This is a genomic window from Streptomyces sp. NPDC107454, assembly GCF_055582885.1.
In genome coordinates this window covers 1-13,076 of record NZ_JBVJPA010000020.1, presented here as the reverse complement: position 1 = coordinate 13,076, position 13,076 = coordinate 1, and the positions used below count along the sequence as shown (strand labels likewise).

The following is a 13,076-nucleotide window of genomic DNA, read 5'->3' as shown; positions in this document are numbered from 1 at the left end:
CGGCGATCAGCCGGGCACCCCTCTTCGCCAGGAGACCCCGATGTCCACCACCGCGCTGACCCGTGTCCGTGTCCTCGCCGCCCCCGGCCACCGGCACGACGAGATCCTCACCCCCGCCGCCCTGGACTTCGTCGGCCATCTCGCCGCCGAGTTCGGCGAGCGCCGCGCGGGCCTGCTGAAGGAACGCCGGCGGCAGGCGATCCGGCTCGCGGCAGGCTCCCCGCTCGACTTCCCCATGGTCACCGCCGCCGTCCGCGCCGACCGGACCTGGCGGGTGGCCCCGCCCGCTCCCGGCCTGGCCGACCGCCGCGTGGAGATCACCGGTCCGCCCGAGCGGCGCATGGCCGTCAACGCCCTCAACTCCGGTGCCAGCGTGTGGATGGCGGACTTCGAGGACGCCACCGCGCCGACCTGGGACAACCTCGTCGCCGGCCAGCTCGTCCTGCTGGACGCCATCGAGCGGCGCATCGACTTCACCACCGAGGAGGGCAAGGAGTACCGCCTCGGCGACAGCGACCGGCTCGCCACCATCATGGTCCGGCCGCGCGGCTGGCACCTGGACGAGGAGCACCTGGAGTACGACGGCCGGCCCGTGCCCGCCGCGCTCGTCGACTTCGGCCTGTACTTCTTCCACTGCGCGCAGCGGCAGATCGACGCCGGACACGGCCCGTACTTCTACCTCCCCAAGCTGGAGAACCGCTACGAGGCCCGGCTGTGGAACGACATCTTCGTCGCCGCCCAGGACCTGCTCGGCATCCCGCGCGGCACGATCCGCGCCACCGTCCTCATCGAGACGGTCACCGCCGCCTTCGAGATGGAGGAGATCCTCCACGAGCTGCGCGAGCACAGCGCCGGGCTCAACGCGGGCCGCTGGGACTACCTGTTCAGCGTCATCAAGACCTTCGGACACCGCACCGACTTCCTCCTCCCCGACCGGGCGAAGGTGACGATGACCGCCCCCTTCATGCGGGCCTACACCGAACTCCTCGTCCGCACCTGCCACAGGCGCGGCGCACACGCCATCGGCGGCATGGCCGCCCAGGTCCCCGCCAAGGACCCGGCCGCGAACCAGGCGGTCCTCGCCACCGTGCGGCTGGACAAGGAGCGGGAGGCGGAGGACGGCTTCGACGGCTCCTGGGTCGCCCACCCCGGACTGGTGCGGACCTGCCGCGAGGTCTTCGACGACGTCCTCGGCGACCGGCCGCACCAGCTCGACCGCACCCGGGACGACGTCGAGGTGGCCCCCGGTGACCTGCTGTCCGTGCGCCGGATCAGCGGCCCGCCCACCGACCAGGGCGTCCGCACCAACATCGCGGTGGCGCTCGGCTACTTCGACGCCTGGCTGCGTGGCCAGGGCGCGGTCGCCATCGACGGCCTGATGGAGGACGCGGCCACCGCCGAGATCGCCCGCGTGCAGATCTGGCAGTGGCTACGACACCAGGTGATCGACCGCGAGACCGTCCTGACCATCCTCGACGACGAGACGGCCGCCCTCGGCGTCGTCCGCCCCTGGGCACCCGTCGAGGAAGCACGGGAGCTCTTCGAGCGGACGGCTCTCGCCCCCGAACTGCCCCTCTTCTTCACCCCGGACGCCTACTCCCGCCACCTCGTGCAGCGCGCGGAGCCCCGGTCATGAGCGCCCGCATCCAGCGCGTCGGGATCGTCGGCGGCGGTCAGATGGGCGCCGGTATCGCCGAGGTGTGCGCACGGGCCGGTCTGGACACCGTGGTCTGCGAGGCCGACGCCACGGCCGCCCGCGCGGCGCGGGACAGGGTCACCTCCTCACTCGAACGTGCCGTCCAGCGCGGCAAGCTGGACCCGGCCACCGCCCGGGACGCCCTCGCCCGACTCGCCTTCACCGGCGAACTGGACGACCTGGCCGACCGGCAGCTGGTCGTCGAGGCGGTCATCGAGAACGCCGACGCGAAGACCGAGATCTTCGCCGCCCTCGACAAGGTCGTCGAAGACCCGGACGCGGTCCTGGCCACCAACACCTCCTCCCTCCCAATCATGCGGCTAGGCATGGCGACCAGCCGGGCCGACCGGGTCGTGGGACTGCACTTCTTCAACCCCGTCCCCGTGCTGCCGCTCGTGGAGGTCGTGACCTCCCTGCACACCGCGCCCGGGACCGTCGCCGCCGTGGAGCACTTCGCCACCGAAACGCTGGGCAAGACGGTCATCCACTCCCGGGACCGGGCGGGGTTCGTCGTCAACGCCCTCCTCATCCCCTACCTCCTGTCCGCGATCCGGATGGCCGAGTCCGGCTTCGCCACCGCCACCGACATCGACACCGGCATGGAGCTGGGCTGCGCCCACCCCATGGGCCCCCTGAAGCTCGCCGACCTGATCGGCCTCGACACCGTCGCCGCCATCGCCGAGTCGCTCTACGACGAGTTCCGCGAACCCCTCTACGCCCCGCCCCCGCTGCTCCAGCGGATGGTCGAGGCGAGGCTGCTCGGCCGTAAGACCGGCCGGGGGTTCCACACCTACGTCCAGGACTGAGGATCCTGGCGATTCCGGGCTGAGGAGCCTGGAGCGCGCCGCCGGGTGAGGGTCCGGCAGGCGCCGACTGGGGAAGGGCGGGAGACGCGTGTGCGGCGTTTCCCGCCCTCGGCCCGTTTCACACCCGTCATCCGCGTGTGCCGACTCACCATCCGAATGATGGACGCGACGCTCCGTATTCGGTGGCGGCCCCTTAGGGTGGCGGGTGCAGCTGGTTCGCCCCGTCAGCCAGGCGGGGTGTCGCAAGAGGGAACCCGGTGGGAATCCGGGACTGCCCCGCAGCGGTGAGTGGGAACGACCGCCGTCATACGCACTGGACCCGACGTACCGGGCCTGGGAAGCGACGGCCAGTAGGTGTCCTCCGTCAGGAGGGCGGGCCCGCGAGTCCGAAGACCTGCCCGTTGCCCGCGCGCGCAAGAGCGTGTGCGGATACCCCGGTGACCTCGTGGGCGGGTCGGCGTACATACCAGTCGGGACGACCGTGCCTTTGCCGCGCGAGGTCGTCGCCGTCCGGTTCGTCATCACCTTCGCGCTCTCGTCCCGTCGCCGGGATCCCAGGGAATCGTCTCGCGAAGGAGATCTCCGTGACAGCGAAGTCCGCAGCCGCGGCAGCACGGGCCACCGTGTACGGCTACCCCCGCCAGGGCCAGAACCGGGAACTGAAGAAGGCGATCGAGGGCTACTGGAAGGGCCGCGTCTCCGCCGACACCCTCCGGGAAACCGCCGCCGGACTCCGCCGGAGCAACTGGCAGCAGCTCGCCGACGCCGGCGTCCACGAGGTACCCACCGGCGACTTCTCGTACTACGACCACGTCCTCGACACCACCGTCATGGTCGGCGCGATCCCCGAGCGGCACCGGGCCGCCGTCGAAGCCGACGCGCTCGACGGCTACTTCGCCATGGCCCGCGGCACCCAGGACGTCGCCCCGCTCGAAATGACGAAGTGGTTCGACACCAACTACCACTACCTGGTCCCCGAGTTGTGTCCTGACACGGTCTTCACCGCGAACTCCGCCAAGCAGGTCGCGGAACTGAAGGAGGCCCTGGCCCTCGGCCTGACCGCCCGCCCGGTCCTGGTCGGCCCCGTCACCTACCTGCTGCTCGCCAAGCCCGCCCCTGGCGTCGCCGCCGACTTCGAGCCGCTCACCCTGCTCGACCGGCTGCTGCCGGTGTACGCCGAGGTGCTCGCCGACCTGCGGGCGGCAGGCGCGGAGTGGGTGCAGCTGGACGAGCCCGCCCTGGTCCAGGACCGCACCCCGGCCGAACTGAACGCGGCCGAACGTGCCTACCGCGACCTCGGCGCCCTCCCCGACCGGCCCAAGCTCCTGGTGGCCTCCTACTTCGACCGGCTCGGCAACGCCCTCCCCGTCCTGGCCAAGGCGCCCGTCGACGGGCTCGCCCTCGACTTCACCGAGGCGGCGGCCGCCAACCTGGACGCCCTGGCCGCCGTCGGCGGGCTGCCCGGCAAGCGGCTGGTCGCCGGGGTCGTCAACGGCCGCAACATCTGGATCAACGACCTCGCCACGTCCCTGTCCACCCTCGGCACCCTCCTCGGGCTTGCCGACCGGGTCGACGTGGCCGCCTCCTGCTCCCTTCTGCACATCCCTCTCGACGCGTCCGCCGAGCGGGACATCGAGCCGCAGATCCGGCGCTGGCTGGCCTTCGCACAGCAGAAGACCACCGAGATCGTCACCCTCGCCAAGGGCCTCGCCCAGGGCACCGACGCCATCACCGGCGAGCTCGCCGCCAACCAGGCAGACCTCGCCTCCCGCGCGACTTCGCCCATCACCCACGCCCCGGCCGTACGTGACCGGGCAGCCGCCGTCACGGAGGCCGACGCCCGCCGCTCCCAGTCCTACGCCGAGCGGGTCGGGGCCCAGCGTGCCCACCTCGGGCTGCCGCTGCTGCCGACGACGACCATCGGGTCGTTCCCGCAGACCGACGAACTGCGGGTCGCCCGCGCCGACCTGCGCACCGGCCGGATCGACACCGCCGGGTACGAGGAGCGCATCAAGGCGGAGATCCAGGAGGTCATCTCCTTCCAGGAGAAGACCGGCATCGACGTCCTGGTGCACGGTGAGCCCGAGCGCAACGACATGATCCAGTACTTCGCCGAGCAGCTGACCGGCTACCTGGCAACCCAGCACGGCTGGGTCCAGTCCTACGGCACCCGGTACGTGCGTCCGCCGGTCCTGGCCGGCGACATCTCCCGTCCCGAGCCGATGACGCTGCGCTGGACGTCGTATGCCCAGTCCCTCACCCACCGTCCGGTCAAGGGCATGCTGACCGGTCCGGTCACCATGCTGGCCTGGTCGTTCGTCCGTGACGACCAGCCGCTCGGCGACACCGCCCGCCAAGTCGCCCTCGCCCTGCGCGACGAGGTGAACGACTTGGAGGCGGCGGGTACTTCGGTGATCCAGGTCGACGAACCCGCACTGCGCGAGACCCTGCCGCTGCGGACCGCCGACCGGGCCGCCTACCTCGCGTGGGCCACCGAGGCGTTCCGGCTCACCACCGCCGGAGTCCGCCCGGACACCCAGATCCACACCCACATGTGCTACGCCGAGTTCGGCGACATCGTCCAGGCCATCGACGACCTCGACGCCGACGTCATCAGCCTGGAGGCGGCCCGCTCGCACATGCAGGTCGCCCGCGAACTCGCCGCCCACGGCTACCCGCGCGAGGCCGGACCCGGCGTCTACGACATCCACTCCCCGCGCGTGCCCAGCACCGAGGAAGCCTCCGAGCTGCTGCGCACCGGCCTCAAGGCCATCCCGGCCGAGCGGCTGTGGGTCAACCCCGACTGCGGCCTGAAGACCCGCGGCTGGCCCGAGACCCGGGCCTCCCTGGAGAACCTGGTCACCGCCGCCCGCACGGTCCGCGGCGAGCTGCCCGCTTCCTGACCCATGGTCTGAGTGGGCCGGGACGCCACAAGCGTCCCGGCCCCGCCGAGCAGCACCGCCAGGACCAAGGCAGGAAGGGGGGCCTATCCGTGCGGAACAAGCCGCGCCAGATCGTCGTGGACGGCAAACCCATGATCGCCGTGCCGACGAAGGAGTTCGAGAGTCTGCTGGCCATGCGCAGACAGCTCGGCAGTCAGAGCGCGAAGATGCGCATACTGCGCGACGCACTCGTCGAAATGACCGAACTCCTGGACACCCTGGTGGAGGCCCTCGGCGACGGCGGCCTGCCCGGGCCACGGGACGGTTCCACGGATCCCGACCCCCAGCGCACCAATCTGGAACTGGTCGCCGAAATGCGCCGACAGGCGCACCGGGTACGCGCCATCACCGGGTCGGGGCGCACCGGACCCGAGTAACCGGTTCCACCACGCCGAGTATCCCGGTAAACCCACGCCCTGAAATTCCTTCGCGGAGTCCCGAACCGACTGGAACGGCCCACATGGCTCTCGGTATCCCCAGCACAAGGAAAGACCGTGCGGTAACCATTCATGACCTGCTCGCACGGGGAGGCCGCTGTTACTCGTTCGAATTCATGCCGCCTCGCAGCGCGGCAGCCGAAGCCGGACTCTGGACCGCGATTCGCAGGCTGGAGACCCTGGCGCCCACGTTCGTCTCGGTGACCTACGGTGCCGGCGGCTCGACGCGGGGCAGGACCGTGAACGTGACTGGGCGAATCGCCCAGGAGACCACACTCACCCCGGTCGCCCACCTCACCGCGGTCGACCACAGCGTCGCGGAACTGCGCAACATCCTCGGCCACTATGCCGACCAGGGCGTACGCAACATCCTCGCCCTGCGCGGAGACCCGCCCGGCGATCCGCTCGGCCCCTGGACAAAGCATCCACAGGGCGTGCGGTACGCGGCCGAACTGGTCAGCCTGATCAAGGAGTCGGGGGACTTCTGCGTCGGCGTCGCCGCTTTCCCGGAGATGCACCCGCGCTCCCCCGACCGGGACAGCGACATCAGGCACTTCGTCGAAAAATGCCGGGCCGGAGCCGACTACGCCATCACCCAGATGTTCTTCGACGTCGAGGACTATCTGTTCTTCCGTGATCGTGTGACAGCGGCAGGCTGTGAGACACCGGTCATTCCGGAGATCATGCCGGTCACCACCATCCGCTCGCTGCAACGCATTCCCACCCTCTCCACCGCCGCCTTCCCGGCTCGATTGGCGGAACGCATGCTCGCCGTAGAGGAAGACCCGAAGGCGGTCCGAGCACTCGGAATCGACCATGCCACCGAGATGTGTCGTCGTCTGCTGACCGAAGACGCTCCCGGACTGCACTTCATGACCATGAACTTCTCCACCGTGACAACAGAGATCTACAAGAACCTTGAGCTGGACACATGAGCACACCCGCCAGAATCAACTCGGACAGGGTCACCCCGGGCCGCGTCGTGGGAATCCGCCGGCCTTCACTGGTCGGGATCGTCAACATCACCGCGGACTCGTTCTCGGACGGGAACAGGTTCCTGACCGCGCACGCGGCACTGGACCACGCTCGCCGACTGCGCTCGGCGGGCGCCGACGTCATCGAACTCGGGCCTGCCGCGAGCCATCCGGGAGCGCGGACGGTCACCGAGGACGAGGAGATCCGACGGCTGACCCATGTCCTCGACCAGTTGGTCGTCGAGGGCGTTCCGGTGTCGGTCGACTCCTACCGGCCCGCGACGCAACGGTTCGCCGCCGCGCGCGGTGCCACCTATCTCAACGACATCCAGGGCTTCGACGATCCCGCACAGTACGAGGAACTCGCCGCCATGGCCTGTCGGCTCGTCGTCATGCACTCCGTGCAGCGGCACGGCCCCGCCACCAAGGTGCGCACCGATGCCTCGGCGGTGTGCAGAGGGATCGAGGAGTTCTTCGCGGAGCGCCTGGCCGCGCTGGAGAGCGCCGGCATCGGTCGCGAGCGGCTGGTCATCGATCCGGGACTGGGCTACTTCCTGGGCAGCGATCCCGAACCGTCGCTGCGGACCCTGGCCGGTCTCGAACGGCTCAAGGCCCGCTTCGACGTGCCGGTGCTGGTCTCCCCCTCCCGGAAGTCGTTCCTGCGCACGCTCACCGGCAGCGACGTCTCCTCGATCGGCCCGGCCACGCTGGCGGCGGAGCTGTATGCCGCGCGCAGCGGGGCGGACTTCGTCCGCACCCACGACGTCGCCGCCCTCCGCGACGCGCTCACGGTCTTCGAAGCCCTGGAGGCGGCCAAGGAGAGCGGCTGGTGAGGAGCCGCGTTCCCGTGTTCTAACCGGCCGTCGGCACCGCCCGCTGCTCCGGTCCCGCGTAGGAGGCGAGGGGCCGGATCAGCGCGTTGTGGGCGAGCTGTTCGGTGATGTGGGCGGTCCAGCCGGTGATGCGGCTCATCACGAAGATCGGGGTGAAGGCCGGGATGTCGAAGCCCATCAGGTGGTAGGCGAGGCCGGCCGGGTAGTCCAGGTTGGGGTGGATGCCCTTGCGGCTGACCATCGCGTGCCGCAGCGCGGCGTGCAGGGTGGCCAGCCGGGTCACCTCCGGGTCGGCGGCGCGGGCGACCAGGCGGTCCAGTGCCTCCTGCATGATCGGGACCCGGGAGTCGCCGTGCTTGTAGACGCGGTGCCCGAAACCCATGATCTTCCGTTTGCCTGCCAGTGCCTCGTCGAGCCACCGCTCGGCGCGACGCGGGTCGCCGATCTCGTTCAGCATGTGCATCACCGCTTCGTTGGCGCCGCCGTGCAGCGGGCCCTTCAGCGCGCCGATCGCCGCGGTGACCGCGCTGTAGAGGTCGGAGAGGGTGGAGGTGACGACCCGGGCGGTGAACGTCGAGGCGTTGAAGCTGTGTTCGGCATACAGCACGAGGGAGATCTCGAAGCAGCGGACCACGTCCGGGTCGGGAACGCTGCCGAAACACATGTGGAAGAAGTTCTCGGCGTAGCCGAGTTCGGGGTTCGGGGCGATCGGTTCGAGGCCGCGGCGGCGGCGCTGGTCGGCGGCGACCACGGTGGGCAGTCTCGCCAGCAGGGTGAGGGACTTGGCGCGGTTGGCGGCGAGGCTGCTGTCGTCCTCGGTCGGGTCCTCGGCGCCGAAGAAGCTGACCGCGGTGCGCAATACGTCCATGGGGTGGCAGGTCTCGGGCAGCCGGGCCAGCAGCTCGGAGGTGGTGCGGTCCAGGGGGCGCAGGGCGCGTTCGCGGGCCTGGAACTGGGCGAGTTGGCGCGGGTCGGGGAGTTCGCCGTACCAGAGCAGGTGGGCGACCTCCTCGAAGGAGCGGCGGGCGGCCAGGTCCTGGACCGGATAGCCGCGGTAGGTGAGGGAGTTGGTCTCCTGGATGACGGTGGAGATCTCGGTGGTGTCGACGACGACACCGGCGAGACCGCGATGGATGGTCATGGTGGTGCCTCCGATGCGTGCGCGCACGCGTCCGTGCGTGCGTCAGGTGCCGGGCGGGAGAGTGAAGTCGAAGACGGCCGAGTCGAAGGCCGAGTACTCCTCGTAACCGAGGAGTTCGTACAGGCGGGAGCGGGTCTGCATGCGGGGCAGCAGGGACTCCTGGGTGCCATCGGCAGCGAGCGTGCGCAGCCCGTCCTCGACGGCGCCCATGGCGATCCGCAGCAGGGTGACCGGGTAGAGCGCGATGTTGTAGCCGAGGTCTTCGAGGGTCCGCGTGTCCAGCAGCGGGGTCTTGCCGAACTCCGTCAGGTTGGCGAGCAGAGGGACGTCGACCGCCCTGCGGAACGCCTCGTACTCGCTCTCGTCGGCCAGTGCCTCGGGGAAGATCGCGTCGGCGCCTGCGTCGACGTACGCCCTGGCGCGGTCGATCGCCGCGTCCAGGCCCTCGACGGAGCGGGCGTCGGTGCGGGCCATGAGGAGGAAGTCCGGGTCGCGGCGGGCGTCCACGGCGGCCCGGATCCGGCGGACCATGTCCTGCGGCGGGACCACCGACTTGCCGTCGAGGTGGCCGCACCGCTTGGGGTTGACCTGGTCCTCCAGGTGGAGTCCGGCCAGGCCCGCGTCCTCCATCAGCTGCGTCGTGCGGGCCGCGTTCATCGGTTCGCCGAAGCCCGTGTCGGCGTCGATGAGGACGGGCAGGTCGGTGACCCGGGTGGTCTGCTGCGCGCGGGCGGCGATCTCCACGGACGTGGTGAGGCCGATGTCGGGCAGGCCCAGGTCGGCGGCGAGAACGGCACCGGAGAGGTAGACCGCCTCGAAGCCGGTGTCCTGGATCAGCCGGGCGGAGAGCGGGTTGATCGCGCCGGGCATGCGCAACAGCCGGCCCGAGGCGAGCTGCTCGCGGAAGGCGCGGCGGCGTTCGGCGGGGGTGGTGCGGGTGTGCAGGAGCATCAGAACAGGCCCTTCGGGAGCCGTGCGTCGTACGCGGCGACGGCCGCCGTGTCCACGGCCGGGAACAGGCCGCCGAGGTCGACCGCCGTCAGCTCCGCGAGGTGCTCGGCGGCGCTCAGGAACGCGTCCTGCGCGGCGGCGGTGACGATGCCCTCGGCGAGGGTGCGAAACTTGCCCGCGTACGCCGGCCGGTCGAAGGGACGGGCGCCCGCCGGATGGGCGTCGGCGACGGCGAGTTCGTCCTCCACGACCGTCCCGTCGGCCAGAGTGATCACCGCCCGGCCGCCGAAGGCCCGGCGGTCCGGGTCGGGGTCGTGGTAGCGGCGGGTCCACGACGGGTCCTCCACCGTCGTGATCTTCCGCCACAGTTCGACCGTCTCCGTGCGGCAGGCGCGCTCGGGTGCGTAGGAGCGTTCGTGGTGCCAGGTGCCGTCCTGAAGGGCGACGGCGAAGATGTACGGCACCGAGTGGTCGAGGGTCTCGCGGCTCGCCGTCGGGTCGTACTTCTGCGGATCGTTCGCACCGGAGCCGATGACGTGGTGGGTGTGGTGGCTGGTGTGCAGGACCACCGAGCGCACCTTCTGCAGCTGTCCGGTCTTCTCGCGCAGGCGCCGGGCGAGGTCGATGATCGCCTGGGCCTGGTACTCGGCGGAGTGCTCCTTGGTGTAGGTGTCGAGGATCGCGCGGCGCGGCTCGCCCGGCTCGGGGAGTGCCACGGTGTAGTCGGACCCGAGCCCGTCGAGCATCCAGGCGAGGAAGCCGTCCTCACCCTCGTAGATCGGGGACGGGGAGGTCTCGCCGCGCATCGCCCGGTCGACGGCCTCGATCGCCGCCTTGCCGGCGAAGGCGGGGGCGTACGCCTTCCAGCTGGAGATCTCGCCCTTGCGGGACTGCCGGGTGGCGGTGGTGGTGTGTACGGCCTGCTGGACCGCCTGGTGGACGGTCTCGGTCGGCAGCCGCAGCAGCGCTCCGAGGCCGCAGGCGGTGGCCGCACTCAGGTGGGCCACGTGGTCGATCCGGTGCGCGTGCAGACAGATGCCCTTCACCAGGGCGACATGGATCTCGTAGGCCGCTACGACGGCGCGCAGCAGGTCGGCGCCGGTGCGGCCGGTGTACTGGGCGACCGCGAGGAGGGGCGGGATGTTGTCGCCGGGGTGCGAGTAGTCGGCGGCCAGGTAGGTGTCGTGGAAGTCGAGTTCGCGCACCGCGGTGCCGTTGGCCCAGGCCGCCCACTCCGGGGAGACCCGGACGGAGGTGCCGAAGACCGACGCGCCGGGGGTGGTCGCGCGGTGGGCTGTGGCCTGGGCACGGGCGACGGCGACCGGGCGGCGCAGCAGGGAGGCGACGGCGACCGAGGCGTTGTCGATCACCCGGTTGACGGCCATGGCCGCACTGGCGGGGTCCGGTTCCTGGGTGGCGGTGGCCACGGCGGCGAGCTTCCAGGCGAGCTGGTCCTCGCGCGGGAGCCGGTCGGAGCTGGGGTGGACACGGACGTGGTGCTCGATCACGGGACTCCTAGCGGGGGCGGTCCTGGGAGAGGCTGTCGTGATCGAGACTGCCCGGCGGGCGGCGCCCGGACCACCGCTCCAATCTGCGGAATCCGTACAGCGCCGGGCTGCGAATCTGCGAATGTTGCGAATTCTGCGGATGCTATGTTCGCAAGCACGTGCAGGTGGTGACCGGGGCTGGTCTCACGGACTTCCCGGGTTTCCCGGGTTTCCCGCAAGGAGGTGGGGCATGGCGCGACGGCCGGCCGAGCGGAAGGTCTACGCCCACGCCAAGCTGCGTCGGCTGCGGCGCGAGCACGGTATGAACCAGGTCGACATGGCCCACGCGCTCGGTATCTCCACGAGCTACGCCAATCAGATCGAGCAGAGCCAGCGCCCGCTGACCGCGCCGGTGCTGCTGCGGATCGCCGAGGTCTTCGGGGTCGACGCGGAGTTCTTCTCCGAGGCGGAGGAGGACCGGCTCGCCGCCGATCTGCGGGCCGCACTGGCCGACGAGGCGTGCGGAGTGCCGCTGCCGGCGGCCGAGGAGATCTCCGAAGCCGCCCGCGACCACCCCGAGGTGGCCCGCGCCCTGGTCGCCCTGCACCGCCGCTACCGGGACGCGGCGGAACAGGCGGCCGTCCTCTCCGCAGAGGGCGCGCCCCCGGTTCCGGGCGAACCGCACGACGAGGTACGGGACTTCTTCTACGCCCACCACAACCACTTCGAGCCCCTCGACACGCAGGCCGAACGCACCGCCGAGGCCCTGAGGCTACGGCCGGGCCGCGCCGCCGATCCGCTGACCGCCCACCTCGCCGAACGGCACGGGGTACGGGTCGTCCAGGCCGCGCCGGACCGCTCCCCCGACGCCCGGCGCTTCGACCCCGACACCGGACTGGTCTTCCTGTCCCCCTGGCTCAGCGACGGCCAGCGCGCCTTCCAGCTCGCGACCCAGCTCGCCCTGCTCGAACACGGCCCGCTGCTGGACCAACTCGTCGACAGCGCTACGGAACTGACGTCGCCGCAGTCCCCGCCACTGGCCCGCATCGGCCTGGCGAACTACTTCGCGGGCGCGCTCCTCATGCCGTACACACGCTTCCACAACACGGCCGACGAGGTGCGCTACGACGTCGAGTTGCTCTCCGCGCGCTTCGGTGTCGGCTTCGAGACCGTCTGCCACCGGCTGAGCACCCTGCAACGCGCCGGCCGCCGCGGGGTTCCCTTCTCCTTCCTCCGGGTCGACCGGGCCGGGAACATCTCCAAGCGGCAGTCGGCCACCGACTTCCACTTCTCCCGGCTCGGCGGCACCTGCCCGCTGTGGACGGTGTACGAGGCGTTCTCCGCGCCGGGCCGGATACTGACCCAGGTCGCCGAAATGCCCGACGGCAAAAGGTACTTCTGGATCGCGCGGACCATCACCCGCGGCGGCTTCGGCCATCACGCCCCGCGCGCGGAGTTCGCCGTCGCGCTCGGCTGCGAACTCCGGCACGCGCACCGGCTCGTCTACGCCGAGGGCATCGGCCTGGACGATCCCCGCGCCGCCACCCCGATCGGCCTCGGCTGCCGGATCTGCGAACGCCGCGACTGCGCCCAGCGGGCCCGGCCCCCGGCGGGCGGACGGCTCGCCGTCGACCCCGACCGGCGCACGTACGTTCCCTATCCTGTCGAGACCCGCAACCCCTGACAGAACAGCGGCGAGGCCGCGCCCTGTTCAAGCGGCGCGGCCCTCGGGAGAGTCGGTCAGGCCGCGGCGACCGGCTCCGGGTGTCCGCCCGGTGCGGGCGCGGCGGCGGCCCTGGTCGCCGGGTC

General features: G+C 71.1%; 10 protein-coding genes and 1 riboswitch. Of the genes, 7 read left to right on the top strand and 3 right to left on the bottom strand.

The annotated features are described in order from the left end of the window. Positions 1–40 precede the first annotated feature (40 nt). The 6 genes from aceB to folP all read left to right on the top strand — a co-directional run bounded on the left by aceB (position 41) and on the right by folP (position 7,688). On the top strand, positions 41–1,636 hold the full coding sequence (aceB, locus tag ACZ69M_RS40400; protein WP_470057957.1) for a malate synthase A: 1,596 nt from the start codon (positions 41–43) through the stop codon (positions 1,634–1,636). Continuing rightward, the gene (locus ACZ69M_RS40395; RefSeq protein WP_470057955.1) at positions 1,633–2,502 is read left to right on the top strand and encodes a 3-hydroxybutyryl-CoA dehydrogenase; all 870 of its coding nucleotides are present in this window, start codon (positions 1,633–1,635) and stop codon (positions 2,500–2,502) included. The genes aceB and ACZ69M_RS40395 overlap by 4 nt, the downstream gene beginning before the upstream one ends. 208 nt (positions 2,503–2,710) lie before the next feature. After that, positions 2,711–2,906: riboswitch (cobalamin riboswitch) on the top strand. A 180-nt stretch (positions 2,907–3,086) separates the two neighbouring features. Then, positions 3,087–5,405 (top strand): 5-methyltetrahydropteroyltriglutamate--homocysteine S-methyltransferase, encoded by a 2,319-nt coding sequence (metE, locus tag ACZ69M_RS40390; RefSeq protein WP_470057953.1) that lies wholly within the window; start codon positions 3,087–3,089, stop codon positions 5,403–5,405. 89 nt (positions 5,406–5,494) lie between these two features. Further along, positions 5,495–5,821, top strand: a complete 327-nt coding sequence (locus tag ACZ69M_RS40385) for a hypothetical protein (RefSeq protein ID WP_470057951.1) — start codon at positions 5,495–5,497, stop codon at positions 5,819–5,821. Between the two features lie 83 nt (positions 5,822–5,904). Then, a complete protein-coding gene (gene metF / locus ACZ69M_RS40380; RefSeq protein WP_470057949.1) occupies positions 5,905–6,816 on the top strand; it encodes a methylenetetrahydrofolate reductase [NAD(P)H] in 912 nt (303 codons plus the stop codon). Continuing rightward, positions 6,813–7,688: a dihydropteroate synthase gene (folP, locus tag ACZ69M_RS40375; protein ID WP_470057947.1), complete on the top strand. Its 876-nt coding sequence runs from the start codon at positions 6,813–6,815 to the stop codon at positions 7,686–7,688. The genes metF and folP overlap by 4 nt, the downstream gene beginning before the upstream one ends. 19 nt (positions 7,689–7,707) lie before the next feature. On the opposite strand, the gene ACZ69M_RS40370 is transcribed toward folP, so the two are convergent. Genes ACZ69M_RS40370 through ACZ69M_RS40360 form a run of 3 tightly spaced genes read right to left on the bottom strand, consistent with a single transcriptional unit; the run spans position 7,708 to position 11,288 of the window. Then, positions 7,708–8,829: a bifunctional 2-methylcitrate synthase/citrate synthase gene (locus ACZ69M_RS40370; RefSeq protein ID WP_470057945.1), complete on the bottom strand. Its 1,122-nt coding sequence runs from the start codon at positions 8,827–8,829 to the stop codon at positions 7,708–7,710. A 42-nt stretch (positions 8,830–8,871) separates the two neighbouring features. Then, the gene (gene prpB, locus ACZ69M_RS40365; RefSeq protein ID WP_470057943.1) at positions 8,872–9,780 is read right to left on the bottom strand and encodes a methylisocitrate lyase; all 909 of its coding nucleotides are present in this window, start codon (positions 9,778–9,780) and stop codon (positions 8,872–8,874) included. Beyond that, entirely contained in the window at positions 9,780–11,288 is a 1,509-nt protein-coding gene (locus tag ACZ69M_RS40360) for an MmgE/PrpD family protein (protein WP_470057941.1), read from the bottom strand. The genes prpB and ACZ69M_RS40360 overlap by 1 nt, the downstream gene beginning before the upstream one ends. Positions 11,289–11,517: 229 nt before the next feature. Between ACZ69M_RS40360 and ACZ69M_RS40355 the strand changes: the two genes are divergently transcribed. Beyond that, complete coding sequence (locus ACZ69M_RS40355; protein ID WP_470057939.1) at positions 11,518–12,951, top strand: short-chain fatty acyl-CoA regulator family protein; 1,434 nt, start codon at positions 11,518–11,520, stop codon at positions 12,949–12,951. The last annotated feature ends 125 nt before the right edge of the window (positions 12,952–13,076 follow it).

Excerpts from the sequence above, each read along its gene's own strand:
- aceB (WP_470057957.1), top strand. The coding sequence starts at position 41 with ATGTCCACCACCGCGCTGACCCGTGTCCGTGTCCTCGCCGCCCCCGGC.
- ACZ69M_RS40395 (WP_470057955.1), top strand. The coding sequence starts at position 1,633 with ATGAGCGCCCGCATCCAGCGCGTCGGGATCGTCGGCGGCGGTCAGATG.
- metF (WP_470057949.1), top strand. The coding sequence starts at position 5,905 with ATGGCTCTCGGTATCCCCAGCACAAGGAAAGACCGTGCGGTAACCATT.
- folP (WP_470057947.1), top strand. The coding sequence starts at position 6,813 with ATGAGCACACCCGCCAGAATCAACTCGGACAGGGTCACCCCGGGCCGC.
- ACZ69M_RS40370 (WP_470057945.1), bottom strand. The coding sequence starts at position 8,829 with ATGACCATCCATCGCGGTCTCGCCGGTGTCGTCGTCGACACCACCGAG.
- prpB (WP_470057943.1), bottom strand. The coding sequence starts at position 9,780 with ATGCTCCTGCACACCCGCACCACCCCCGCCGAACGCCGCCGCGCCTTC.
- ACZ69M_RS40355 (WP_470057939.1), top strand. The coding sequence starts at position 11,518 with ATGGCGCGACGGCCGGCCGAGCGGAAGGTCTACGCCCACGCCAAGCTG.